This window comes from Stenotrophomonas sp. YJH_SMC_65, from assembly GCF_059369475.1.
The window spans coordinates 25,957-52,594 of the sequence record NZ_JCAFSR010000010.1 but is presented as its reverse complement, the minus strand read 5'-3'; the positions used below and the strand labels follow the sequence as shown (position 1 = coordinate 52,594).

The following is a 26,638-nucleotide window of genomic DNA, read 5'->3' as shown; positions in this document are numbered from 1 at the left end:
GGGTGTATGAAAGGAATCAGCTCGGTCGCGCAGCACTGCTTTCGCGGATGCGCAGCTGCACCGGCGCGACCGTGCGCCGTGGCGGCGCATCCGGTTCGTCCAGCCGTTGCAGCAGCAGCGCGGCCGCTTGCCGGCCACGCTCGCGCGGGTCGGCAGTGAGCGTGGTCAACGGTGGCACCGCCACCGCAGCCTCGGAAATGTCATCGAAACCAGTAACGGCAAAGTCGCCACCGGGACGGATGCCACGCGAGTTCAAGCCCAGCATCAGGCCCAGCGCGACGGTGTCGTTGTAGCAGACCGCCGCACTCGGACGATGGCCATCGGCAAACAGTTCATCGGTGCGCGCTGCTGCTTCCAGGCGGTTCGGCGCCGACTCGATCATCCAACCCGGCGGCAGCGACAGCCCGGCCTCGGCCAGCGCCTGCTGGAAACCGGCGCGGCGCTGGTGGCAGGAACTGGATGCGGCGTGGCCGCCGAAGAAGGCGATCTGGCGATGGCCGCGCTCGATCAGGTGGCGCGTGGCCAGATAGGCGCCGTGCTGGTTGTCCAGGGTCAGGAAGTCCCAGTCAGCCCCGGCCAGTTCGCGGTTGAACAGCAGCACGTTGGCATTGGCGCCCAGCGCCTGCCGCAACTGCGCGGTGTCGCTGCCCTCGGCAGGCGACAGGATCAGGCCGGCCGGGGTGTGCTCCATCAGCGTGGACAGCACGGCCTGCTGGCGCTCTGGCGATTCCCCGGTGCTGCCCAGCAACGTCACGTAACCGCGCCCGCCCAGCGCCTCGTCCACGCCTGACGCGAATTCGGCGAAGAACGGGTTGGACAGGTCGTTGATCACCAGCGCGATGCTCGACGAGGTGCGCCGGCGCAGGTTGGCCGCCGCGCGGTTGTAGACATAGCGCTGGCGGCGCAGCTCGGCCTCGACCTTGGCGCGGGTATCGACATTGACCAGCGGGCTGCCGCGCAGCACCAGCGACACGGTTGCCCGTGACACGCCGATCGCACGCGCGATGTCGGTCACCGTCACCGCCTTGCCGGCGCGCTTGCTGGGACTGCTGCCGTTGTCGTTCATCGTCTTCCCGGACTCCGCTGGAAGCTCAAGCCTAATGGATCAGGGCCGTGTCGTGCCGTGCCGTTCGCTGGGTCACCGCGAACGGCACAGTCCGGCTCAGCGCAGCTGGCTGCCCGGTGCCGCGCACCAGGATACCGGCAGATCCTTCACCGCCGTGCCCCAGCCCTGCTCCGGCACCTTCGCATCCAGCGCAAAGCGCACGCGCGGGCCCTGTTGCAGGCGGTTCCAGTCCAGCCACACCGGTGCATGCGCCTGGCCATCGACCTGCACGCCCTGCACATACTGCAGGCGGCGGCCATCGGCGCCCGGCGCGTCGATGCGCAGGGTGCGGCCATTGCCCATGTCCACTTCCACCTTGCTGAAGCGCGGGGTGTGCAGCAGGAACTGGCCGCTGCCCGGCACCGCCGGGTACACGCCGATGGCACTGAACAGGTACCAGGCCGACATCGTGCCGAGGTCATCGTTGCCGGTCACACCGTTGGGGGCATTGGTGAACAGCTGCTGCGCCGCACGCACCACGGCCGCGGTCTTCCACGGCTGGCCGATCAGCGTGTACAGCCACGGCGAGTGCAGGTCCGGCTCGTTGTTCGGGTTGTAGCGGAACTGGTTGTAGTAGCTGTACGGCCCGACCACCCACGCCTTGCGGGCGGCATTGAGCGGGTCGGCCTGCAGCGCGTCCATCGCGAAGAACGCATCGAGGCGGCGGCCCGCCTGCTCGCGGCCGTCCATCGCTTCGACCAGGCCCGGCACGTCCTGCTGCGCCAGCCACTGGTACTGCCACGCCGTGCCCTCGTGGAAACCGTGGTGCGAACGCGGGCTGTAATGGCCGTCGGACGGGGTGTACCACTGGCCGTCCTCGGTACGCGGGCGCGGGAACCCGGTGAAGCCGGTCTCGGCGTCGCGCACCTGCGGGTCCCACACCTTGCGCCAGTTGCGGCCGCGCTCGCGCAGCGTCGCCGCATCCTGGGCATGGCCGAGGCCGTCGGCCATCTGCGAGAGCGCGCAGTCGGCCAGCGCGTACTCCAGCGTGGCCGAACCACCGTGGTGCGGATCGACGTCCATGCCCTTGGACGGGAATGCACGGTCATAGGCCACGTAGCCCTTGTCCAGGTAAGTCGGGTTGCCGGAGCGGCCGGCCATGCGCGAGTTCAGCGGCGGCGTGCCGAAGGCATTGCGGCGCAGCGCATCCCACGCCTGCGATTCACGGCCCTTGAGTGCACCGAACCGCCACAGGTCGACCATGAACGGGGTGACCGGATCGCCGGTCATGATGTTGGTTTCGAAGTTGGCATAGCCCCAGCGCGGCAGCCAACCGCCCTGCTCATCGATCGCCAGCAGGGTGCGGCCGATGTCGCGCGCCACGTCCGGGCGGGTCAGTGCCAGCCACTGGTTCTGCGCGCGGTAGGTATCCCACAGCGAGAAGTACTCGTAATAGGTCCAGCCTTCGGCACGGTGGATGCCATCGTCATAGCCGCGGTAGCGGCCATCGGCATCGTTGCCGGTCATCGGCTGCAGCAGCGCGTGGTAGACCGCGCTGTAGAACACGGTGCGGTCATCGGCGGTGCCGCCCTGCACGCGTACACGGCCAAGCTGCTCACGCCAGGCCTGCTGCGACAGCGCGCGCATGCGGTCGAAACCGAGCAGCGACCCACCCTGCATGCCCTCGGCACGCAGGTTGGTGCGCGCGCCTTCGGCATCCACGTGCGAGATCGCGCTGACCGCCGTCACCGACTGGCCCTTGGCCAGGTCGAAGCTGAGCCAGGCACCGTTCGGCTTCTGCTCGCCTTCCATGCTGTGGCGCGCGCCCGGCAGGCCGCCGCCCTCACCCCAGGTGCCATGCGCCTTGAACGGACGGTCGAACTCGATGCGGAACCAGGTGGTGTACTGATGGCCGCCGCAGAAACTCTTGGTGACCAGCTTGCCCTCGACCACGCGGTCGCCGACCACATCGACCACGCTGCCGATCACCGAATGGCGCTCGTTGGCCTGGCCGACATTGACCAGCACGTGGCCATCGCCACTGCGCTGGCTGAAGGTGTAGCGCTCGGCCGCAGCACGGGTACGCGCGGTCGCCTCGGCATCGATGCCGCCGTAGCTGGTCAGCCGCACCTTGTAGTAGCCGGCCTGGCCGACCTCGCCATCGTGGGTGTAGGACGCGGCGTAGGCCTTGTGGTCGAACTGCTTGGCGTTGCCGGTATCGAAATCGCCGCCCGGACCGATCGAGCCCGTGACCGGCAGCACCGACACCTGGCCGCCCTGTTCCCAGCAGCCGGCACCGGAGATGAAGGAGTGGCCGAAGCCACGGATCTTCTCGTCGTCATAGCGCCAACCCGAATAGTGGCTGCCGATCGGGCTGACCTGGATCAGGCCGAACGGCGCCGACGCGCCCGGGAACGTGTTGCCGTCGTCCTTGCTGCCGATGAAGGTATTGACCTCGCGCTCCAGCGCTGCCGGCGCGGCCTGCAGCAGCATCGGCGCCGCCGACAGCGCAATCAGGCAGGCCAGGCGCACCAGCGGGCGCGAGGATGATGGGACGGCGGGAGCGGACGGCACTGGACGCATGTCGGGTTCCTGTAGTCGATGACGCAGAGACAGACGGCCCGGGCCTTCCGGCACCGTTCCGCTGAGCTCTGCCTGGACCGGCAGAAGGCTCCCCCTGGAATGACGCCCGACCCACGTGACCGTGGATTTAGATCGATTCAAGTAGAGCATGCAGGTTCAGCCGAATGCATTCTGCGGCGCAGCATGAGGGGGTTCGGCAGGGCTGCGCCCTGCACCCGCGGTAGTGCCGGCCGCTGGCCGGCAACCTCAGAAGCAACAGCCGAAGCAACAGCAAAAGCCGGCGATCCGTGGAATGGCGGGGTGGGTCCGGTTGCGAGGGACGCCGTAAACCCATCCCTGGGGGCTTGGCCGCGGCATCCATGCCGCGGACACCCCCGCAACCGGACCCACCCCGCCTTCGACAGATTTCCGCGATCTGTGGATGGATCCACGCCATGAGTGGATGAATCTCTGTCAGATATCGAAATCAATCCGGGGTCAGATCCGTTTTCCAACGGGAAACGGATCTGACCCCATGACCCCATGTCGCTCCAGGATCAATCCAACCGTCACCGGGAAACTGTCAATGGCGCCATCGAGCCCCCATGGAAGGGTTTACGGCGTGTCCTGCCAGTCCACACCGCACCGCCAAACCCAGACAACCCAGAGCCGCTTTGGCTTTGGCTCTTGCCGGCCAGCGGCCGGCACTACCCGCAGGTGCAGGGCACAGCCCTGCCGCCCCCCTCCCTGCGCACGAAAACGATTTCACTGATTTCAGCAAACCGTCATCCCTACGCCACGCCAGTACCATATTGCGGAGCAGCATGCGCCCAAGGGCGACCCATGCTAAAAATCGCCCGCCCATCGCTTAGATCGATCCAAGACGACGCTGCGATGGCCGGGAGTTGGGGGAGCAGCAACAGGACGTACACCAGGCCACGCGTGCGGTGCTACTGCCACTGCATGGCGACAGCGACAAATTCACTTCAAATTAGATCGATTCAAGTTGTCCGTGCCACGTCACCGGATCAATCCAGGAGAGAGGGAGAGATGGGAATGAAGCATTCAACACGTACGCACGGCCAGGACGCATTGTCGCTGGCCATCGCGCTGGCCCTGGCTGCCGCCGTCATTCCGGCAGGCGCCGCCGCGCAGCAGGCCACGACCACCGGCTCGCAGGACGCCACGACTCTGGACAGCGTCCAGGTCACCGGCTACCGCTATGCCATTGAAAAGAGCCTTGAGCAGAAGCGCGATGCCAACGCCGTGGTCGAAGTGATCACCGCCGAAGACGTCGGCAAGTTCCCCGACAAGAACGTGGCCGACGCACTGCAGCGCGTGCCCGGCGTGGTCATCACCCGCAGCGGTGGCGAAGGCAAGAGCGTCAGCGTGCGCGGCCTTGCACCGGACCTGACCCTGACCCAGTTGAACGGCAACTTCGTCGCCTCCTCGGAAACCAACAACGAAGCCACCCGTTCCTTCAACTACACCCTGCTGCCGTCGAACATGCTGTCCAGCGCCGAGCTGTTCAAGTCGCCGGAAGCACGCATCGACGAAGGCGGCATCGGCGGCACGGTCATCCTGCATACCCGCCGTCCGCTCGACATGGAATCCAACTCCGGCTACGTGAACCTGGAGGGCACCACCTCCGACACCAGCCACGACGTCGATCCGCAGGTGTCGGCGCTGTATTCCTGGCACAGCAAGGACGAGCGCTTCGGCGTGCTGGTCGGCGTGACCCAGCAGAAACGCACTACCCGCACCATGGAGGCCAGCACCGAGGACTACCAGTGGTACGGCAACGGCACCACCGCCCGCGATGCCAACGGCAACCTGCTGGAGCAGGATGGCATCCACTACTGGTGGGGCGAGTCCGGTTTCAACAACCAGACCGGCAAGAACTACAGTGAGTTCTTCATGCCGACCTCGGTGAACTTCGCGGTGAAGGAAGAGAAGCGCGAACGCAAGGGCGGGCAGCTGACCTTCCAGTTCAAGCCGGTCGACAACGTCACGATGACGGCCAACTACTTCCGCTTCGAGCTGCAGGGTGACTACACCCAGAACATGCTGAAGGTGCCGGAGTGGAACCTGGCCCGCTACAACCAGGACGGCAACTGGGCCGGCGGCCGCCTGCTCAATGGCCTGGACTTCGATCCGAGCGGCAGCATCGTCACCGGCGCGCAGTACCAGAAGCTGGCCGGTAAGACCTACTACTGCAGCGAGGATGAAGCGGCTGCCGCCGGCCTCAAGCCCGGTGGCTGGGGCCCGGACGACTGCACCATCCCCACCCCGCAGCTCACCGGCGGCTACAGCAAGGAAAAGGCACTGTCGCAGACCGCGGACCTGACCATTGACTGGGACATCAGCCCCCTCTGGAAAGCCTCGTTCACCGGCGGCCGCACCTGGTCCGAAGGTGGTCCGTCGATGAACTTCCGCATGTCGGCCAAGCCGCGCCGCAAGGTGGGCAACCAGTGGCAGTCCGGCAACCAGTACACCGCGTGGGACCTCACCGGCACGCCGTCGGTGCAGTTCTCTCCCGACCTGCAGCAGCAGCTGATGGCCGGCGTCGCCGAAGTCGATACCGGTTCCACCGACTCGTCGTGGATGCAGACCGAAGTCAAGCAGAACTACTTCCAGGCAGACGTCACCAAGCTGTTCGAGGCCGGCTGGCTGGACTCGATCCAGTTCGGTGCCAAGTACCGCGACGGCAAGGTCCACCGCAACACCGGCAACACCTACTGGGTGTGCCCGGGCCTGGACCCGTCCGACTATGACAACAACCGTTACCAGGCCGGTTGCGATCCGACCGCTGGCAACGCGCAGCCGGGCTTCTTCCTGTCCAACCCGATCAGCAACATCACCGGCGCCTTCAACGCCAATGTGTTCCCGGGCATCAACTACCCGGCCTACATCGATTACCTGAACAAGACCTACGGCGGCTCGCACAACCGCACCGAGGAAGACTTCGTCTACGACGTCAACGAGAAGATCTACTCCGGCTACTTCCAGGCCAACTTCCGCACCGAGCGCGTGCGCGGCAACGTCGGCGTGCGCGTGGTGCGCACCAAGCAGTTCGCCCAGTCCAGCGACTCGGTCGAGCGCTTCAACGACTACTTCGTCGACAACGCCAGCGGCGCGCCGATGAGCTGCGATGATCCGGCCGCCGATCCGAACCTGCGCTGCCAGGGTGGCTTCGTCCGCCTGCCCGACGCCCAGGTGCGCGACAAGGTGTACGCCCTGTCGTCGCTGGAGAAGACCTATACCGACGTGCTGCCGAGCTTCAACATTGCCTGGGACATCACCGACAACCTGGTGCTGCGCGGTGCGGCGTCGAAGGTGGTCGCGCGCCCGAGCTACACCAGCATCGCCTATCCCGGTGGCCTGCGTTACATCAGCGAGGAGTACGCCAACGATCGCCGTGTCACCGGCGGCACCGACACGCCCGGCTGGTACGGCTCGGGCAGCAACAAGGCGCTGGAGCCGTTCAAGGCGGTCCAGTTCGACCTGGGCCTGGAGTGGTACTTCCAGCCGGGCGCGGTCGCAGGTGTTTCGCTGTTCCGCAAGAACGTGGACAACTTCACCGTGCCGGTGGTGCGCGACCAGCAGATGAACGTCGGCGGGCAGTCGGTCACCGTGCAGAAGTACGAGACCCAGGCCAACGGCCGCGATGGCGTTTCGCAGGGCGTGGAACTGTATGGCCAGTACACCTTCGACTTCGGTCTGGGCGTGCAGGCCAACTACACCTACAACGACACCAACCTGGCCTCGATCGTGCTGGACGGCGAGGAAATCGGCTCATCGCCGCTGGTCGGCAGCGCCAAGAACCAGGCCAACGTCACCGTGTTCTACGAGAACGACAAGTTCCTGGCGCGTGCCTCGTACAACCGTCGCGGTGAAGTGGTCGGCGGGCTGAACAATGGCATGACCACCTACACCAAGCCGTACAGCCAGCTTGACCTGAACGTGGCCTACAACCTGACCCCGGACTGGACGGTGACGGCTGCCGTGCTGAACGCCACCAAGTCCGAGCTGCGCAGCTACATCGGCAACGACAGCCAGGCCCGCCTGCTGTCCAACCTGTACGCCGGTCGCCAGTTGTACTTCGGCGTGAACTGGAAGTTCTAAGCCCGCACCGGGTTGGCCGGGCACGTCCCGGCGCAACCCATGCCCTGCCCTGGCGGGGACGTTCCTCCACGGCAGCCGCGCTGGTACAGGTGGCTGCCGTTTTTTTTGTCCGCGCCTTGTTCGTCGTTCAGCCCGACGCTTGACCCTGCCATCGTTGGAAGGTGCACACTGGTCCCATCCCAAGAGCAGCGAAGGAGCTACAGATGGAATTCCATGTCGACGGCATGACCTGCGGCGGCTGCGCGCGCAGCGTGACCCGTGCGATCCAGCAGATCGATCCCAACGCCAGCGTGGTGGCCGATCCGCCGACCGGGCTGGTCAAGGTGCAGACCACCGCGTCGCAGGAACAGGTGTTCGCCGCGGTGAACGATGCCGGCTTCCCGCCTCGCACTGCCTGATTCCCTGAACTGCATCCAGAACCAAGCCCGCCCCGTGCACTGTCACAGGGCGGGCTTTTCAGTGCACGCGATATCGATTCAATGCTTCTGTGCGCGTCGCCGCACCGCGCCGGTCTTGGCGGCGACGACCGGCACCGGGGCATCATGGTCTTCGCCCAACCGCTCCAGGATCGGGCATTCCGGGCGCTCGTCACCCGCGCAGCAGCTGATCAGCGACTTCAACGTGTCGGCCATCTGCCGCATGTGCTCGATGCGTTGCTCCAGGTCGGCAATGTGCTGTTCGGCCAGGTGCTTGACGTCGGCGCTGTGCCGCGAGGTGTCATTCCACAGGCCCAGCAGATCGGTGATCTCGGCCACCTGGAAGCCGAGGTCGCGCGCGCGGCGGATGAAGCGCAGGCGGTGGATGTCCGCCTGCGAGTACGCCCGGTAGCCCGACTCGGTGCGATCAGCCGCAGGAATCAGGCCGATCTGTTCGTAGTAGCGGATCATTTTCGCCGACACGCTGGAGGCCTTGGCGGCTTCACCGATATTCATGCGGTTCTCCCTCAATGGATCGCGGCGGGGGCGTCCGCCATCGGCGGCTGGAAGCGGCGCAGGCGCAGCGCGTTGCCCAGCACGAACACGCTGGACAGTGCCATCGCACCGGCCGCGAACACCGGCGAGAGCAGCACGCCCCAGACCGGATACAGCACGCCGGCCGCCACCGGAATCAATGCGGTGTTGTAAGCGAAGGCCCAGAACAGGTTCTGGCGGATGTTGCCCAGCGTCGCCTTCGATAGTGCAATGGCATTCGGCACGCCCTGCAGGTTGCCCGACATCAGCACGACATCGGCCGACTCGACCGCGATATCGGTGCCGGTGCCGATGGCCAGGCCGACATCGGCCTCGGCCAGCGCCGGCGCATCGTTGATACCGTCGCCGACGAAGGCGACATGGCCATGTGTGGCCTTCAAGCGGCGCACCGCCTCGACCTTGCCTTCCGGCAGCACCTCGGCCACCACGTCGTCGATGCCGAGCTGGCGCGCGATCGCCTGCGCGGTACCAGCGTTGTCACCGGTGATCATCGCCACCTTAAGGCCAAGCTGATGCAGTGCCGCGATTGCGGCCGGCGTGCTCGGCTTGATCGGATCGGATACCGCGATGATTGCGGCCAGGCGACCGTCGATGGCGGCATACAGCGGCGACTTGCCCTGGATGCCCAGCTCTGCCGCCAGCGTCGCAAACAAAGTGATGTCCACGCCCAGGTCGCGCATGAAGCGATCGGCACCGACCTCCACGCGTGCACCCTCGACACTGGCCCGCACGCCCATGCCGGTGACCGATTCGAAGTCGACCATGCCCGGCAACGCGATGCCCTGGCCGGTCGCGGCATCAACAATCGCGCGGGCGATGGGATGCTCCGAGCGCGACTCCGTTGCGGCAACTGCCGCCAGCACCGTGTTGTGATCGAAGCCGGCAGCAATCTCCAGATCGGTCAGGCGCGGGCGCCCTTCGGTCAGCGTGCCGGTCTTGTCCACCGCCACCACCTGTGCATCCTTCAACAACTGGAGCGCTTCACCCTTGCGGAACAGCACACCCATCTCGGCGCCACGGCCGGTACCGACCATGATCGAGGTCGGCGTGGCCAGTCCCATCGCGCATGGGCAGGCAATGATCAGCACCGCCACCGCATTGACCAGCGCGAAGCTCAGCGCTGGCGAGGGCCCGAAGATCAGCCAGACTGCGAAGGTCGCCAGCGCGGCCAGCATCACCGCCGGCACGAACCACAGGGTGACCTTGTCGACCACCGCCTGGATCGGCAGCTTCGAGCCCTGCGCCTGTTCGACCATGCGGATGATCTGCGCCAGCATGGTCTGCGCGCCCACCGCCGTGGCACGTACCGTCAGTGCGCCCTTCTGGTTGACCGTACCGCCCACCACGCTGCTGCCCGGCTGCTTCTCGACCGGGATCGGCTCGCCGCTGATCATCGACTCGTCGATGTAGCTGCGGCCCTCGACCACCTCGCCGTCGACCGGCACGCGCTCGCCCGGGCGCACTTCCACCACGTCGCCGCTCAGCACTTCATTGACCGGGACATCCACCGTCCGGCCGTCACGGACCACGTGGGCAACCTTCGCCTGCAGATTGACCAGTCGCTTGATCGCCTCGGAGGTGCGGCCCTTGGCCCGGGCCTCAAGGAAGCGGCCGAGCAGGATCAGCGCAACGATCACCGCCGCTGCTTCGTAGTAGACGTTCACCGTGCCCGCCGGCAACAGCGTCGGCAGGAACGTGGCCACCACCGAGTAGCCAAACGCTGCGGCAGTGCCCACCGCCACAAGCGAATTCATGTCCGGCGCCAGCCGCAGCAGCGCGGGGATGCCCTTCTGGTAGAAGCGGCGGCCCGGGATGGCGAGCACCAGCGCGGTCAGCACGAACTGCAGGTACCAGCTGGCCTGCATGCCGATGGTGGACATCACCCATTCGTGCATGCCGGGGATCAGGTGCGACCCCATCTCCAGCACGAACACCGGCAGCGCCAGCGCGGACGCCACGATCAGGTCGCGCTTCAGTTCGGCGCGCTCGGCATCCTTCTTTTCCGCGGCCTCGTCATCGGACTGCACGCCGGCTTCAATCACGCGTGCGTCATAGCCGGCCTTGTCGATCGCGGCGACCAGCGCTGCAACTTCCGCCACGCCACGCACCGTGGCGCGCTCCGTGGCCAGGTTCACGCTGGCCTGGCTGACGCCGGGCACGGCCAACAGCGCACGTTCGACTCGGCCCACGCAGGACGCACAGGTCATGCCCTCGACCGACAGCTCGGTGGTGGCAGCGGGCACGTCGTAGCCCACCCGCTCCACCGCCTGGATCAACGCGGCCCGATCGACCGGACCGGACGGGCGGATATCCGCGCGCTCGGTGGCCAGATTGACCGAAACACTGCCCACGCCTTCGACCCTGGACAGCGCCGCCTCGACCCGGCCGACACAGCTGGCACAGGTCATGCCCTCGATGGGCAGGCTGATGGTGGCAGGGCTTGCGGGGGCTGCAGTGGCGCGGGGCGTGCTCATGATCGGATTCCCGGGGCTCCTTCTGGATGCGGACAGGCTAAACCTTGCCATCGTGGGAAGGTCAAATCCAGCCTGTCCGCATTTCCTGAATGAGCACCCGGGTGTCCATATCCACGCATGGCGTGGACCTACCGGCGGAGGCAGGTCACCTCAGAAGGTGAACACATACTCCAACGCGAACTCGCGGCCGACCGCGCCCAGCAGGCGGGTCGGAGCGAAGTCGTAATCCAGCTTGTACGGGTCCTTGTGGTTCCAGCTGGCGGCGTTGAAGGCGTTGTTGACGTACACGTTTACCTTCGCGTGTTCGGTCAGCTGGTAGCCCACGTTGAAGTTCCAGGTGATGAACGGCCCCACTCGACCGTAGTAGCGCGCCGTCTGCTGCCCGGCGTTGGGGTTCGGGTTCACCGAACCATCCGGCAGCCGTGCCGGCTCCAGGCAGTTCAGCGACGGGCTGTCACTGGGCACGTAGCCATCGGCGAACGGCAGGCAGCCACCAGGGTTGTCCAGGCGGTCGGTACCCCAGTGGTAGCGCACGCCCGGCACCGAACCGATGCGGTCGGCATAGACGTTGGCGTTCCAGTTGCCGCGCTGCCAGGCCAGGCTCGCGCGCAGCTTGCTGCGCAGGTCACGATCGCGGCGTTCCGGATTCGGGTCGGCGGCGTAGCGTTGCTCCTTGGTCGAGATCTGGTTGGTGTAGTTCACGCCCAGCTGGAAGCTGCCCCACCGCGCGGTTTCCAGGCGATAGCGCGCGGTCAGGTCGATGCCGCGCACCTCGCGGCTGGCCAGGTTGAACGGGCCGCGCTCGATCGATACCAGGCGACCGTTGCTGTCACGGTTCACGCGGGCCAGGATGCCGGCGCAGTACTCGCCACCGGCCGGGTTGGCCCATGGCGTACCGTCCATGTTCTTGCCGGTCAGGCAGCCGGCCTCGCTGGCCAGCACCTCATCGGCGCCGACGTCGACGATCATGTCTTCCAGCTTGATCGCCCAGTAGTCGGCACTGACCGACAGGTTCGGCAGCACGTCCCAGACGAAGCCGACCGTCCACGAATCACCGGTCTCCGAGCGCAGCAGCGGCGTCCCACGCCGGTTCACGTCGAACGTGTACCAGACGTCGGTGTTGCCCACGCCACAGTTGTTGACCAGGTACGCGCCGCTCTGGATGCAGCGCAGGCGGTCATAGGTCTGCACTTCCGAACTGCTCGGCTGGCCCAGCAGGTAATGCATGTCCGGCGCATGGAAGCTGGTGGCGTACGAGCCACGCACCAGCAGCGATTCGACCGGGCGCCATTCCAGGCCGACGTTCCAGGTGGTTTCCTTCTGGCTGCCGATGTCCAGCGCTTCGCTGCTGTCATCGGCCTTGTAGTTGCCATAGCGGTCGTAGCGCGCGGCCGCAGTGGCGGTCACGCTGTCCAGCAGCGGGATCTTGAACTCGACGCCGGCCGAGTAGCGGGTACGCTCGCCGCCGCCGCGATCGACATTCTGCAGGTCGAAGTCGATGCCAGCGCGCGGGTCCGGACTGAGGTGATAGCCCTGCTGCGCGACTTCAGCCACCGCCGCAAACGAAATCGGGCCGGCCCAGCCCTGGAACAGCTCGCCGGTGATATCCGCCGACGCCTGGTTGACCCATGACGCCGCGCGGTTCTTCGCCACGGTCCCCATCTGCCAGTACTGGTCCGGCGTCAGCGGGTTCCACCAGCGCGATTCGTTCAACGCATAGATCGCCTCGCCATCGGCGGTGGTGCCCAGGCGCGGGCCAAGGAAGTAGTCATACGACTTCTGCTTGTCGACCACGTTCTGCCGTTCTTCCACGCGGTAATAGGAACGCCCCACCGTGGCACTCCAGTCAAAACGGTCGGCCAGGCGCCCGCGCAGGCCCGCGCTCCAGTCCCAGGACAGTTCGCGGTTGGTGTTGCGCAGCGTATCCAGGCCCCCGACTTCGTTCGGGGTGAACTGGCGCACGCCCAGGATCGGCCGGTTGCGGTTGGCATCCCAGTAATAGCCGTTGTCATCGTCGATCAGCGACACGCCGGGCGGATTGGTGCCCCAGATCGCTTCGGAGCGATACACCGCCAGGTTGGTCCAGGCCTGCAGGTCATTGCTGAAATCGAAGGTGGCGTACAGGTTTCCGGACACGTTCTCGGCGCCGCCGGTAAGCAGCCAGTTGGCGTAGTCGGCGCTCGTGCCGCACAGGCGGCCGGTGTTGGTGATGCGGTTGGCGGCGTAGTTGTAGACCAATCGATCGGCGGTGTAATACTCGCCGTCGAATTTTTCGCAGGTGCCGGTGGGCGGCGCCAGGCGCTGGCCCGTGGTCGGATCGATCAGCGCCAGACCGGCGGTGGGACGGAAGCCGACCTTGCGTTGTTCCATGTTCCAGGACGGGTACGGCGCATCGTCGGCATCGTCCATCTGCGGGCGATCACGCCCGAACAGCGGGTCGCGCTTGGTGTACTGCAGCGCGTAGGTCACGCTCCAGTTTTCGCCGGTCTTGCCACCGGCCCAGGACAGATCCCAGGTATCACGTCCGCCTTCGCTGGAAGTGCCGCCGCGCACGCGCACTTCGTCGCCGTCGTAGTTGGTTTTGAGGATGACGTTGACCACGCCGGCGATCGCATCCGAACCGTAGATGGCCGAGGCGCCACCGGTCAGCACTTCAATGCGCTCCACCGCCGCGGCCGGAATGTTGCCGTAGTTGGAGAAGTTGGTTTCGCCACCGTAGGGCAGCGGGTAATCCGCTACACGACGGCCATTGACCAGCAGCAGCGAGCGGTTCGGGCCCATCCCGCGCAGGTTCAGGCCGCTGGCATTGGGCGTATGCGAGCCCCATTGCGATGCGGCTTCAACGGTGCCTGTGGCCTCGGTGAGGGTCTTCAGCGCGTCGTACACGCTGACAAAGCCTTCCTTCTGGATCTGCGCGGCGGTGATCACGTTGACCGGCGCCGGGCCCTCGACGCTGGCGCGCTTGATGCGCGAGCCGGTGACGGTGACCGCGTCCAGATCCTTGGTGGACGAACTGGCAGCTTCCTGCGCGCTGGCTGCCAGCGGCAACAGGGCCAGGATCAGGGCCTGGGACAGCAGGTGGCGACGCTTGTGGACGATCTGAGCCATGGGTGGTTGCTCTTCGAAGATGTGGACGCACGGGCGGACGGTGGCGCGGCACTACGACGGATCCAGGCGCTTGGATCGGTTCACGACCGATATGGCACCTCCCCTGTGGATCGATCCAAACTAAAGCACAGCTGAACCACGCCCGGCATGCGGCAACGCAGCAACAGCCGGCGAGATGCCGCTATCGGCTGCCGGTGTCCAGAACAATCAAAGAGTTGCGACGCATCGCTGACAGAACGGCGCACGAGGTAGTGACATGATCACGACAATCGCGCGCGGAACGGTTTTGTCCGTCGCGTGCCTGCGGCCGGGGTTGCGACAGGGGTCAGATCCCTTCGCAGAAGGGATCTGACCCCGGGCCATGCCCGACGGATTCGATCAGCCGTCCAGCGCCTGCCGCAGCGCGGCCACGGTAGCGGCGGCGGTCTGGCTCCAGTCCGGGTCCAGACCGCGCAGCGCCGGGTTCTGGAACTGCATCGCCGAGCGGCGCAGGCCTTTTGCGGAGGCGTGCAGTTCGGTACAGCCGGTCTGCCGCGCGACGGTTGCGATGTTGCCCGGGGCCAATCCGGCGCCAGCCATCACCGTGATGCGCCCCGCCGCCTGGGTGACCAGGCCCGCCAGCACATCGGCACCGGCCTCGGCGCTGGCCTGCCCGCCCGAGGTCAGCACGCGCTGGCAGCCCAGCCCGATCACCTGCTCCAGCGCCGCCGGCAGATCGCGGGCGGCGTCGAAGGCGCGATGGAAGGTCACCTGCAACGGCCCGGCGGCCTGCACCAGTTCCCGGCACAGCGCCAGGTCGATGCCGCCCTGCACGTCCAGCGCGCCGATCACCACGCCATCGCAACCCAGCGCGCGGCACTGCGCGATGTCACGCAGCATCAGTTCGGTTTCCAGCGCGTCGTAGTGGAAGTCGCCCGGGCGTGGCCGCACCAGCACGAACAGCGGAATCGACAGGCGCTCGCGGGCCATCGCGATGCTGGCGAACGACGGCGTGGTGCCGCCCTCGGCCAGGTTGTCGAACAGTTCGATGCGGTCGGCGCCGCCAGCCTGCGCGGCCAGCGCCGAGGCCAGCGAGTTGCTGGCGATCTCCAGGGTCAGCCGCGTACTCACGCCTGGGTGCTCGTGTAGATCGACGGCGAGTCACGCAGGTCATCCTGGCGCTGCGCATCGCACACCGCATAGACGAAGCCACGATGCAGCGCATAGGCGCCGACCTCGCCCTGCTTGTTCATGGCCAGGAAGCACACCTGCAACGTTCTGCTCGCTTCCGGGCGCTTGCGCACCACGCGGTCGATGGCTTCACGGCAGGCCTGCGCCGGTGAACGCCCCTGGCGCATCAGCTCGACCACCAGGAACGAAGCCGCGTTGCGGATCATCTCTTCACCCACCCCCGAAGCAGTGGCCGCGCCGACGTCGTTGTCGACGTACAGGCCGGCGCCGATGATCGGACTGTCGCCAACGCGACCGTGCAGTTTCCACGCCATGCCGCTGGTGGTGCAAGCACCGGCCAGCTGGCCCTTGGCATCCAGTGCCAGCATGCCGATGGTGTCGTGGTTGTCGCTGTTGCCGGGAATGCCACGGCGCTCGGCATTGATCTGCGGCTGGTACTTCTCGGTCTTCAGCCACTCGCGCCAGGCCGCTTCGGCCTGCGGCGTCAGCAGATGCTTGCGCTCGAACCCCTGCTGCACCGCGAACTGCTGCGCGCCCTCGCCGACCAGCAGCACATGCGGGCTGTTCTCCATCACTTTGCGGGCCACCGACACCGGATGCAGGATGTCCACCAGCGCGGCCACTGCACCACAACGGCCATCGCCGTCCATGATGCTCGCATCCAGGCTCAGCACGCCGTCGCGATCCGGATTGCCGCAATGGCCAACGGTAGGGTTGCACAGCTCGCTCTCGGCCCAGCGTGCGCCCGCCTCCACCGCATCCAGCGCGCTGCCACCCTGCGCCAGCACCTTCCATGCGGCCTGGTTGGCCGGTACGCCAAAGTCCCAGGTGGAGACCACCCGGGCCCCACCCTGCGTGCGCGCCTGCACGCCCGGCAATGCCGCCATGCCTGCGGCCAGTGCACCGGCCTGCAGGAACTGCCTGCGATCCACCATTTTCCCCTCCCAGTCTGCAATGCACGGCCGGCCCGATGCCAACCCTGCCGATCAGTCGTGCGTGGGCTGCCGTGCGGCGTGCCAGACCGCTGCGCCGAGCACGCCCAGCTGGCCATGCTCCACGCGCCACACCGGCACCTGGCGCAGCACCTCGGTCAGCACGCCCTTGTTGAGGAAGCGCTCACGGAAGCGGCCATCGGCCAGGAAATCCTGCACATGCGCGGAAATGCCACCGGCCAGGTACACCGAGCGCGCGCCGACGGCGATCGCCGCGTCGCCGGCCAGGCTGCCCAGCCACGCACAGAAGACCTGCAACGTTTCCACCGCCAGTGCATCCTCACCGCCACGCGCGGCGCCGATCAGCGCCTCCGTACTGTTCCACACCGGGGTGACGCCGCGCAGTTCGCACAGGCACGGATACAGGTTCATCAGGCCGCTGCCGGACAGCACGCGCTCGTTGTCCACGTGCGGCCAACGCTGCAGCAGACGGCCCAGCACCTGCAGTTCCAGCGCGTTGCCGGCGCCCAGCGCGGCATGACCGATCTCGCTGGCCAGCACCGGACGCTCGCCATCAGCGAAACGCAGCGCGGCGCCCAGCCCGGTACCCGCGCCCAGTACCAGCGCCGGGAAGGCCTGCGCCGGATCGGCGTCGCCGTTCAGTGGCACCAGGGCTTCCGGCTGCAGGTAGGGGATGGCCAACGCCACCGCTTCGAAATCATTGATCAGCTGCAGGTCGTGCAGCCCGGACTGCGCGCGGGTGGCCGACAGCGAGACCGTCCACGGCAGGTTCGAGTTGATCAGCACATCGCCATCCAGCAGGCCAGCGATGGCGACCACCGCGGTCTGCACCGGGTGGCCGAGGCCGGCGGTGAAATCGGCCAGGATCGCGGCCAGGCTGGAATGCTCGGCACAGGCATAGGTACGGTGGCTGCCCAGCAGCGGCGTCTGGCCGGGTCGGGTTTCTGCCAGCGCGAGCCGGGCAAAGGTGCCGCCGACATCGGCGACGACCAGACGGCGCGGAAGACCGCCGCGGGCGGAGTCGGAGGAAACCGTTGACGCTGCTGCGATGGTCACGCTGGCCTGCTTGGATCGATTGAATCGCCCCGATTCTCAGGCATCGGGACGGCTTTGCCTAGCGCGCCGGTGGTTCAGGTGAACCTACATGCCTTCCTGTTCGGCCACCTGCACCCCATCCACCAGCACGCGCAGGCGCTGTGGGCGGAAGCCGGCGAACAACAGCGGCCGGGTGCGCTCGACCAGCACTTCGTGGCCGGCGATGTGGCGCAGCCACGACTGTACCAGCGAGAACGAGAAGTGGGTGCCCGGATGCAGCGGGTGCTGCACCCAGACCTTCTCGGTGGCGCTCTGCAGCAGCATCGCGCCGGTGAACCAGTGGCGGCTGAGGGTCACCGGTGTGGTGCCGGCCATGAAGCGGATATCCATGCGGGGTCCTTTCGCTGGAGCGCTGGTGCGCGGGGGTCAGGGCTGGGCAGTCTGCAGGCTGTAGCTGGTGGTGGCGGTGAACACTGCGCCATCAGGCTGGGTGGAGCGTACCTCGACCTTATGGCTGCCCACTGCAAGATCGGTCGGCAGCGCGCCACGCCACAGGTGCGGCGACGCAGTGGCCTCCGGCGAACGGTCGTAGCCGCGCAGGCTGCTGGCCAGATCATCGGCCACGTTCTCCACCATCAGGCGCGGGTCGGGCTGGCTGACCTGCTTCATCGGCTGCCAGGCGCCGCCATCGACACGGTACTCGACCACGCTCCGATCCTCGCCCATGTAGACGTTGGCGTAGACACCCCACGCCGGGTAGGCCCCCTGGCGCAGCACCTTCGGCGCGTGCAGGCCGATCTGCTCGCTGGCCGGCCTGCCGGCCACGCGGTACTGCAGGCGATAGCTGCCGTTGCCGGCCACGTCGAGCAATGCATGGCCCTTCGGCGTGCCGTCGCTCATGGTGCTGTCTGGCACGCCAGCGGCATTCTTCACGCCCGACCAGAACGCACCGCAGTTGGCACCGACGTTGTATTCGTGCAGCGGCTTGTCGCCGTTCCAGCCCTCGGCCTTGCCGTGGTAGACGTGCTGCTGGGTGTGGCTGTGGCCGCTGAGCACCAGTACGTTGCGGAAGTCCTTCAGCAGGTCGAACAGGCGCTGGCGGTCAGCATGGCGGAAGGTCTCGCGCCCCGGCGCCGCGTCGAACAGCGGGATGTGCATGCCCAGCACCAGCAGGCGGTCCTTGTGCAGGCCCTTCAGGTAGCTGGCGAGGAATGCGAACTGGTCTTCGCGCAGGCCGCCGATGTACTTCGGCCTGGCCTTGGGGTCGTACACCACGTCGTCCAGGAACACGAAACTGGCGCCGCCCTCTTCCACCGCGTAGGTGTCCGGGCCGTAGATGTTGCGCCAGCTGTCCAGTGAGTGTTCGTCGCTGGCCGCATCGAAGTCGAGGTCATGGTTGCCCGGCACGTGGAACCACGGCACGCCGAGTTCGGTGGTGACCTTGTTGATCGCCGGGTACAGGGTCAGGTCGTCGTTGACGATGTCGCCCAAGGTGGTGCCCATGCGTGCCCTGGTCTGGCCGACCAGTGGCGCCACGATCGACTGCTGGTAGTAGCCGATGTCCTTCAGGCTGGCGGTCTGCGAATCGGTGAACACCAGCATCTGGAAACCACGACGGCTGTCATGCCGATCCGACTGCAGGGCGAAGTCCCAGTTGCGGGTGACGTCGCTGGTCGCGGCGATGCCCCCGTACTTCAGCGCCGGCGAGCCGTTCGGGCGGTAGTGGCGCCAGAACGAAGGCAGGCCGTCCGCCGCCTTCGGGAAGGCGTAGGCATCGGGCTTGATCACGAATACGGTCTGGCCGTCGCGCACCGGCAGGCTGTAGCTGCCGTCAGCGGCAGTCTTGACGATGGTCTCGCCGTTGGAAACCTGCACCCCGGCCAGGCCCGGATCGGTCGCGCCGCGGCCGGGCTTGCCGTCACGCTCCAGATAGACCTTGCCGCTGACCACGGTGTCCGCGGCCCAGGCCGGCGAGGTCAGCAACAGGCAGCACAGCCAGGCGGCAGGCAGTTTCATGGGCGGTCCGGGAAAGAAGAAGACCACCTATTGTAGAGCCGAGCCATGCTCGGCTGCATTGCAGAGGTGGGTGCGGACCGCTGGTCCGTACGCCTTCCTCAACGATGGCGTTTTTCCAGCACCGCGCGCGCATCATCCAGCGACAGCCCGCGCGCGCGCAGCAGCACCAGCAGGTGGTACAGCAGGTCCGACGCCTCGCCCAGCAATGCCTCATCATCCTGCGCCACGGCGGCCAATGCGGTCTCCACGCCCTCCTCACCCACCTTCTGCGCGATGCGGCGGATGCCGCCTTCAAACAGGCTGGTGGTGTAGCTGCCGGGAGGGCGCTGCGCGTCACGCATGGCCACCAGCTGGCCCAGCCCACCCAGGAAATCCTTCGGCGCCTGGTCGAAACAGCTCTCGGCACCGGTGTGGCAGGTCGGCCCGGCCGGGCGCGCCATCACCAGCAGCGTATCGGCGTCGCAGTCGACACGGATCGACTGCACCACCAGCACGTTGCCGGACTGCTCGCCCTTGGTCCACAACCGCTGCTTGCTGCGGCTGAAAAAGGTCATGTGGCCGATGGCCAGCGTAGCCGCCAGCGATTCGGCGCTGACATAGCCCAGCATCAGCACCTGCAGGGTATCGGCATCCTGCACCACGGCCGGCAGCAGGCCGTCGCCCTTGCCCCAGTCCAGCGCCTGCAGCGCATCCAGCGATGGCCTCACTTCAATAGACATCCCGCACCTCGATCTGCTGTCCGCGCAGGTAGCGCTTCAATTCTGGAATGGCGATGGCGCCGCTGTGGAACACACTGGCCGCCAACGCACCGTCGACGTCGGCCTGGTCGAAGGCGTCGGCGAAGTGCTCCATCGCTCCGGCACCACCGGAGGCAATCAGCGGCACCTGGCACAGCGCCCGCGCCTGCTGCAGCTGCACGACATCGTAGCCACGGCGCACACCGTCGCTGTCCATGCAGTTCAGCACGATCTCACCGGCTCCACGCCGTTGCGCTTCGACGATCCAGTCGAGCGTGCGCAGCGGCACCGCCTGGGTCTTGTCCGGATCGCCGCTGAAACGACGCACCCGCCATTGCCCGTCGGCCTCGCGCACCGAATCGACCCCCACCACAACGCACTGCACGCCGAACTCGTCCGCCAGCTCGGTGATCAGCTCCGGCCGGCCCAGCGCCGGCGAATTGATCGACACCTTGTCGGCACCGGCGAACAGCACGCGGCGCGCGGTTTCCACGCTGTCGATGCCACCGGCCACACAGAACGGAATGTCGATCAGGCGCGCGATGCGCTCGATCCAGGCGACGTCAACCGACCGTGCCTCGGGACTGGCGCCGATGTCATAGAACACCAGCTCGTCCGCGCCCTGGTCGCGATAGCGCTGTGCCAACTCGGCGATGTCGCCCATGTCGACGTGATCGCGGAAGCGCACGCCCTTGACCACGCGGCCATCGCGCACGTCCAGGCACGGAATGATGCGGCGGCTCAACATGCCAACGCCTCGCTCAGGTCCATGCGCTGCTCCAGCAGTGCCTTGCCGAGGATGGCACCGCCGCAGCCGGCAGCACGCGCCTCGGCCACATCGGCCACGTCACGGATGCCACCGGACGCCTGCACCGCCACACCCGGCAACAGCGCCGACAGGTGCTGGTAGAGGCTGATGTTGGGCCCGGCCAGCATGCCGTCGCGGGCGATGTCGGTGCACAGCAGATGGCGCATGCCGGCGCGCGCGTAGCGCCGGGCCAGGTCATCCAGGGTCACCCCGGCGTTCTCGGTCCATCCGTGCACCGGCAGCTGCCACTGCCCCTGTGCGTCCTGGCGCGCGTCCAGCGCAATCGTGATGCGATCGGCGCCGAATTCCTCCAGCCAGCCGACCACTTCATCGGGACGACGCACCGCCAGCGAACCCACCACCACGCGGCCGGCGCCAGCGTCGAGGATGCGCGCCACATCGTCGCGGCCGCGCACGCCACCGCCGGTCTGCACCTGCAGCGGGGTCTGCGCACGAATGGATGCCAACAGCGGCGCCAGCGTGTAGCCACCGGCCCGTGCGGCATCCAGGTCGACCAGATGCATCCACTGCGCGCCCTGCGCGGCGAAGGCCTGCGCGCGCGGCAGAGGGTCATCCCCATAGGAGGTTTCCTGCGCGTAGTCGCCCTGGCGCAGCCGCACCACGCGGCCGTCGCGGATATCCAGCGCGGGGTAGACGATGAAACTCATGCAGCAGTGCCCTCGAGGAAGTTGCGCAGCATCAGCGAGCCGGTCTCGCCGGAGCGCTCGGGATGGAACTGTGCGCCGTAGTAGCGCCCCTGCTCCACCACGGCGGTGAACAGGCCACCGTGGTCGCAGGCAGCGACGGTGTGGGTATTGAGCGGCGCCGCATAGCTGTGCACGAAGTAGGCGCTGGCGCGTTCCGGCACGCCCTGCAGCAACAGCGATTCGCGCAGCGGCAGCAGGCGGTTCCAGCCCATGTGCGGCACGCGGATGCCACAGGCCGGCACCAGCTTGCGTACCACGCCCGGAATCAGTCCCAGTGTCTCTACGCCCGCTTCCTCGGAGCGTTCGAACAGCAGCTGCATGCCAAGGCAGATGCCCATCAACGGCACCTCCAGTCGCTGCAGCGGTTCCACCAGGCCCTGAGCGTGCAGGCGCTGCATGCCGGGACCGGCGGCGCCGACGCCGGGCAGGATCACCCGCCGCGCACCAACCAGGCCGTCCGCATCGCGCACCAGCCGCACCGTCGCGCCCAGGCGCTCCAGTGCGTAGCGCACCGAGCCCAGGTTGGCGCCACCGGCATCGATCAGCGCAACATCGCTCACAACGCCCCCTTGGTACTCGGCAGTGCCGTGCCCTGCCGGGCCAGCGCCGGACGCAGCGCGCGCGCCAGCGCCTTGAAGCAGGCCTCCACCTTGTGGTGATCATTGTCGCCGCGCACCTGCAGGTTGAGGTTCAAACCGCTGGCATCGCACAGCGAACGGAAGAAGTGCGGCACCAGCTCGGTCGGCATATCGCCCACGCGCTCGCGCTTGAACTCGCCCTCGAACACGAAATAGGGACGGCCGCTGAAGTCCAGCGCAGCGCTGGCCAGGGTCTCGTCCATGGGCAGGGTGAAGCCGTAACGGCCAATGCCGCGCTTGTCGCCCAACGCCTCGCGCAGGGCCTGGCCCAGGGCCAGCCCGGTGTCCTCGATGGTGTGGTGCTCGTCGATGTGCAGGTCACCCTCGGCCTGGATGTCCAGCGCGAAGCCGCCGTGCTTGCCGATCTGCTCCAGCATGTGGTCGAAGAACGGCAGGCCGGTGGCAATGCGTGCATCGCCCGCGCGGTCCAGGTCCAGCTCAACGCGGATCTTCGTTTCTTTGGTGTTGCGCTGGACAACGGCGGTGCGCGGCGCGTCGGCCAGCGCATGGGCGATTCCCGGCCAGTCCCACTGCCCACCAAACTGCGCGGTGCGCAGCTGGAAACCACGGATGTTGAGGTTGGCGGCAAACTGCAGGTCGGTGATCCGGTCACCGACCATGCCCGAGCGTGCCCAGTCGATGCTGCGGTCCTGCAGGTAGGCGGTCATCAGGCCGATGCCCGGCTTGCGGGTCGGCGCATTGTCCTGCGGCCAGCTGGAATCGATCAGCACGTCACGGAAGGTGATGCCCTGGCTCTCGAAGATCTGCAGCATCAGGTCGTTGGGGCCATCGAAGCTGGCGCGCGGGTAGCTGTCGCTGCCGAGGCCGTCCTGGTTGGTGACGATCACGAACTGGTAGCCGGCATCACGCAGCTTCAGCAGCGCCGGGATCACCTGCGGCACGAAGCGCAGCTTTTCGTAGGCGTCGATCTGGAAGTCGGACGGCTCCTCGATGAGGGTACCGTCGCGGTCAATGAACAGGATCGGGGTCATGCTGCGGCCCTCCGCGCCGACAGGGCCGCAAGCACGCGGTCATTCTCTTCGGGGCTGCCGATGCTGATGCGCAGCGCATCACCCAGCTGCGGCGCAGCGCGCTGGTCGCGCACCACCACGCCCGCAGCCAGCAGCGTATCGAACGCGGACTGGGGATCGGCGAAGCGGACCAGCAGGTAGTTGCCGGCCGAGGCATACACCCGGCACACGCCGGGCAGGCCGACCAGGGCTGCACGCAGGCGCTCGCGCTCGGCGATCACCGTGGTCACGCGCTCGGCGGTGCGCGCCAGCGCGGCCGGCTGCAGTGCCTGCACGGCCAGTTCCGCGCACGGCGTCGGCACCGGGTACGGCGCCTGGCAGCGACGCAGCAGGGCAATCAGCTCCGGGGCAGCGATCAGCGTGCCAACGCGGGCGGCCGCGAGCGCGTGCGCCTTCGACAGCGTGCGCAGCACCGCCAGATTGGCGTGCGCGGCCAGCAACGTGGTCGCCGACGGCCGTTGTGCATACTCGACATAGGCCTCGTCCACCACGACCAGCGCCTGCCCGCGCAGCGCAACCGCCACGCGCTCGACCTCATCCAGGGCGATGTCACTGCCGGCCGGGTTCGACGGCGCACACAGGAACACCAGCTTGGCACCCTGCGCCTTGGCCGCGTCGATCACCGCATCCAGATCGGTGCGCAGTCCATCCTCGCTGTCCACCAGCGGCACTTCAATCAAGGCGGCACCCTGCAGGCGTGCGCAGACGGCGTACATGCCAAACACCGGCGGCGTGACCAGCACGCCATCGCGACCCGGCACGCACAGCGCGCGCACCAGCAGATCAATGGCTTCGTCGCTGCCGCGACCGATCAGCAGCTGCTGTGGCGTCACGCCGTACAGCGCCGCCAGTCCCTCGCGCAGCGCGAGCGGCTGCGGCTCCGGATAGCGCCGGCTGCTGCCTGCGGGATCGGCCGCATTGGCCCAGGCCGACTCATTGGCATTCAACCAGACCTCGCCCTGCACCGCCGCGCTGCGTGCCGAGCTGTAGCCGGCGAAGGCCTGCAGGTCCGGGCGCACCAGTGCCAGCACCTCATCGATCGCCGCGCTCATGCCGCCACCTCCATGCGCAACGCAACGGCACGCTCGTGCGCATCCAGGCCTTCGGCACGGGCGATGATGCGCGCGCAGCCGCCGATCGCGGCCAGGCCGGCGGCGCTGGCGCTCTGCACGCTGATCAGGTTCTGGAAGCTGGCAACGCTCACGCCGCTGTAGGCACGCGCGGCACCGGCGGTGGGCAATACGTGGTTGGTGCCGCTGCAGTAGTCACCCAGTGCTTCGGGGGTGTAATCGCCCAGGAACACCGAGCCGGCCGCCTGCACCTTGTCCAGCCATGCGCGCGGATCACGCAGGGCCAGGATCAGGTGCTCTGGTGCATAGCGGTTGCTGATCGCGAACGCCTCGTCCAACGCATCGACCTGCACCAGCCGCGATGCCGACAGTGCCTGGCGCGCGATCTGCTGGCGCGGCAGCAGGGCCACCTGGCGCTCAACCTCGGCTTCGACCGCCGCCAGCATCACGGCGTCGTCGGTCAGCAGCAGCACCTGCGAATCCGGACCGTGCTCGGCCTGCGACAGCAGGTCGGCGGCGACGAACGCCGGATTGGCGCCAGCATCGGCAATCACCAGCACCTCCGAAGGACCGGCAGGCATGTCGATGGCGGCGGCGCCGTCCTGTGCGACCTGCTGCTTGGCTTCGGTAACGAAGCTGTTGCCCGGCCCGAACAGCTTGTCGCAGGCCGGAATGCTGGCCGTGCCATAGGCCATCGCCGCGATCGCCTGCGCGCCGCCCAGCTTGAACACGCGCTGCACGCCGGTCAGGCGGGCGGCTACCAGCACTGCCGGATCGGCACTGCCGTCGGCGCGCGGCGGGGTGCACAGCACCACCTGCGGGCAACCGGCCAGCTGCGCCGGAACGCCCAGCATCAACGCGGTGGACGGCAACGGCGCGCTGCCAGCCGGTACGTACAGGCCCACCCGGCCGATCGGCCGCAGCATGCGTTCGCAGACCACGCCCGGCGCGGTTTCAACTGCATAGCCTTTGCCCATGCCAGCGGCGTGGAAGCGCGCAATGCGTTCGGCGGCGTCCACCATCGCCTGTCGCAGTTCGGCGGGCACGGCGGCTTCGGCAGCGGCGAATTCGGCTTCGGAAACTTCAAACGAGGCCAGCTCGACGCCATCGAAACGCGCCGTAATCGCACGCAGCGCATCGTCGCCCTGTGCACGCACCTGCGCGATCAGGGCCGCTACGGCATCGCGGGTCTGCTGCGCCACGGCCTGCACCGGGCGGGTCAATGCCGCGCTGCGCGCGGCCTCATCAAGTCGGGACCAGATCAGACGGTTCATGCCAGCGATCGCTCCACGCTCAGTACCATCAGGCCCTGCGCGCCCGCGCGCTCGAGTTCTTCCATGCGCTGCCAGCTCAGCGGGCCGGGGCACATGGTCTGCAGGCGCAGCGCGCCACCATCGGCCGGCAGCCGCACCAGCGGCTCGGCATCGGCCAGCAGCTGCGCCAGCGCGTCGACGCGATCTTCGCTGGCACGGAACATCAGCAGCTTGCGGTCCTGGCGCTGCACCACGCCGTCGAGGCGGCGCAGCAGCATCGCGCGCAGCGATGCACGTGCGTCATCCGGCACGCGCATCGCACCAGCCAGCACCGCCTCGCTGTCGAGCAGGTTGTGTACCGGGGTCAACTGGTTGGCACGCAGCGTGGCGCCGCTGGAGACCAGATCGCAGATCAGGTCGGCGGTACCCAGGCGCGGGGCGATTTCCACCGACCCGGACAGCTCGACCACCTGCGCGTCCACGCCCTGCTCCGCCAGCCACTGCTTGAGGATGGCCGGGTAGCTGGTGGCGATGCGGGTGCCGGCCAGCTGCGCCGGACCCTGCCACTGCCATTCCTCGGGCACCGCCAGCATCAGCCGGCACTGGCCGAAGCCCAGCCCGCGCAGCGCCTGGTAGGCGTCCGGCAGGCCGATCTGGCGACGCGCTGCGGCCTGCTCGTCCAGTTCATTGCGACCGACGATGCCGAGGTCGCAGACGCCATCGGCGATCAGGCCGGGGATGTCGTCGTCGCGCACCAGCAACAGGTCCACCGGCAGCGATTCGCCGTAGCAGAACAGCTTGTCGCGGCTTTCGCGCCAGCTCAGACCACAGGCGCTGAGCAGGTTGCGGGCGGGCTCGGCCAGCCGGCCACTCTTCTGGATGGCGATACGCAGCCGGTCTCGTGCCGGCGCTGCCTGGGTTGCACTCATGGGGGA

The 26,638-nt window shown here is 67.4% G+C and carries 20 protein-coding genes; 2 read left to right on the top strand and 18 right to left on the bottom strand.

Annotated features, from left to right (window positions below; all coding sequences use genetic code 11):
• Positions 1-16: 16 nt before the first annotated feature.
• On the bottom strand, positions 17-1,066 hold the full coding sequence (locus AC5P7A_RS17645) for a LacI family DNA-binding transcriptional regulator (protein WP_495220413.1): 1,050 nt from the start codon (positions 1,064-1,066) through the stop codon (positions 17-19).
• Between the two features lie 96 nt (positions 1,067-1,162).
• Positions 1,163-3,628 (bottom strand): GH92 family glycosyl hydrolase, encoded by a 2,466-nt coding sequence (locus AC5P7A_RS17640; protein WP_049441046.1) that lies wholly within the window; start codon positions 3,626-3,628, stop codon positions 1,163-1,165.
• 1,029 nt (positions 3,629-4,657) lie between these two features.
• Between AC5P7A_RS17640 and AC5P7A_RS17635 the strand changes: the two genes are divergently transcribed.
• Complete coding sequence (locus AC5P7A_RS17635; RefSeq protein ID WP_014646962.1) at positions 4,658-7,732, top strand: TonB-dependent receptor; 3,075 nt, start codon at positions 4,658-4,660, stop codon at positions 7,730-7,732.
• Between the two features lie 203 nt (positions 7,733-7,935).
• A complete protein-coding gene (locus tag AC5P7A_RS17630; RefSeq protein WP_008267227.1) occupies positions 7,936-8,130 on the top strand; it encodes a heavy-metal-associated domain-containing protein in 195 nt (64 codons plus the stop codon).
• A 78-nt stretch (positions 8,131-8,208) separates the two neighbouring features.
• Here the strand turns inward: AC5P7A_RS17630 and cueR are convergent, their stop codons facing one another.
• From cueR to hisG, 16 genes are all read right to left on the bottom strand, one after another.
• Positions 8,209-8,664 (bottom strand): Cu(I)-responsive transcriptional regulator, encoded by a 456-nt coding sequence (gene cueR, locus AC5P7A_RS17625; RefSeq protein ID WP_049440847.1) that lies wholly within the window; start codon positions 8,662-8,664, stop codon positions 8,209-8,211.
• Between the two features lie 11 nt (positions 8,665-8,675).
• Positions 8,676-11,177: a heavy metal translocating P-type ATPase gene (locus AC5P7A_RS17620; RefSeq protein WP_014646960.1), complete on the bottom strand. Its 2,502-nt coding sequence runs from the start codon at positions 11,175-11,177 to the stop codon at positions 8,676-8,678.
• Between the two features lie 150 nt (positions 11,178-11,327).
• Positions 11,328-14,285: a TonB-dependent receptor domain-containing protein gene (locus tag AC5P7A_RS17615; protein ID WP_197606777.1), complete on the bottom strand. Its 2,958-nt coding sequence runs from the start codon at positions 14,283-14,285 to the stop codon at positions 11,328-11,330.
• Between the two features lie 378 nt (positions 14,286-14,663).
• Positions 14,664-15,395, bottom strand: coding sequence for a copper homeostasis protein CutC (locus AC5P7A_RS17610; RefSeq protein WP_075076818.1), 732 nt, complete (start codon positions 15,393-15,395; stop codon positions 14,664-14,666).
• Positions 15,392-16,390, bottom strand: coding sequence for a glycosylasparaginase (locus AC5P7A_RS17605; RefSeq protein WP_041863371.1), 999 nt, complete (start codon positions 16,388-16,390; stop codon positions 15,392-15,394). Before AC5P7A_RS17605 ends, AC5P7A_RS17610 begins: the two co-directional genes overlap by 4 nt.
• Before the next feature lie 51 nt (positions 16,391-16,441).
• Positions 16,442-17,464, bottom strand: coding sequence for a glucokinase (locus tag AC5P7A_RS17600; protein ID WP_049440838.1), 1,023 nt, complete (start codon positions 17,462-17,464; stop codon positions 16,442-16,444).
• Between the two features lie 84 nt (positions 17,465-17,548).
• Positions 17,549-17,833 (bottom strand): hypothetical protein, encoded by a 285-nt coding sequence (locus tag AC5P7A_RS17595; RefSeq protein ID WP_005409434.1) that lies wholly within the window; start codon positions 17,831-17,833, stop codon positions 17,549-17,551.
• 36 nt (positions 17,834-17,869) lie between these two features.
• Positions 17,870-19,459: a calcineurin-like phosphoesterase C-terminal domain-containing protein gene (locus AC5P7A_RS17590; protein WP_049440835.1), complete on the bottom strand. Its 1,590-nt coding sequence runs from the start codon at positions 19,457-19,459 to the stop codon at positions 17,870-17,872.
• Between the two features lie 98 nt (positions 19,460-19,557).
• On the bottom strand, positions 19,558-20,178 hold the full coding sequence (gene hisIE, locus AC5P7A_RS17585; RefSeq protein WP_014646954.1) for a bifunctional phosphoribosyl-AMP cyclohydrolase/phosphoribosyl-ATP diphosphatase HisIE: 621 nt from the start codon (positions 20,176-20,178) through the stop codon (positions 19,558-19,560).
• A complete protein-coding gene (gene hisF, locus AC5P7A_RS17580) occupies positions 20,168-20,944 on the bottom strand; it encodes an imidazole glycerol phosphate synthase subunit HisF (protein ID WP_014646953.1) in 777 nt (258 codons plus the stop codon). Before hisF ends, hisIE begins: the two co-directional genes overlap by 11 nt.
• A complete protein-coding gene (gene hisA / locus AC5P7A_RS17575; protein ID WP_014646952.1) occupies positions 20,938-21,672 on the bottom strand; it encodes a 1-(5-phosphoribosyl)-5-[(5-phosphoribosylamino)methylideneamino]imidazole-4-carboxamide isomerase in 735 nt (244 codons plus the stop codon). The genes hisF and hisA overlap by 7 nt, the downstream gene beginning before the upstream one ends.
• The gene (hisH, locus tag AC5P7A_RS17570; protein WP_032957991.1) at positions 21,669-22,271 is read right to left on the bottom strand and encodes an imidazole glycerol phosphate synthase subunit HisH; all 603 of its coding nucleotides are present in this window, start codon (positions 22,269-22,271) and stop codon (positions 21,669-21,671) included. The genes hisA and hisH overlap by 4 nt, the downstream gene beginning before the upstream one ends.
• Positions 22,268-23,341 (bottom strand): bifunctional histidinol-phosphatase/imidazoleglycerol-phosphate dehydratase HisB, encoded by a 1,074-nt coding sequence (hisB, locus tag AC5P7A_RS17565; protein WP_053494372.1) that lies wholly within the window; start codon positions 23,339-23,341, stop codon positions 22,268-22,270. Before hisB ends, hisH begins: the two co-directional genes overlap by 4 nt.
• On the bottom strand, positions 23,338-24,432 hold the full coding sequence (gene hisC / locus AC5P7A_RS17560) for a histidinol-phosphate transaminase (protein ID WP_049440829.1): 1,095 nt from the start codon (positions 24,430-24,432) through the stop codon (positions 23,338-23,340). Before hisC ends, hisB begins: the two co-directional genes overlap by 4 nt.
• Positions 24,429-25,724, bottom strand: a complete 1,296-nt coding sequence (gene hisD / locus AC5P7A_RS17555; protein ID WP_032957995.1) for a histidinol dehydrogenase — start codon at positions 25,722-25,724, stop codon at positions 24,429-24,431. Before hisD ends, hisC begins: the two co-directional genes overlap by 4 nt.
• Entirely contained in the window at positions 25,721-26,632 is a 912-nt protein-coding gene (gene hisG / locus AC5P7A_RS17550) for an ATP phosphoribosyltransferase (RefSeq protein ID WP_032957997.1), read from the bottom strand. Before hisG ends, hisD begins: the two co-directional genes overlap by 4 nt.
• Between the last annotated feature and the right edge of the window lie 6 nt (positions 26,633-26,638).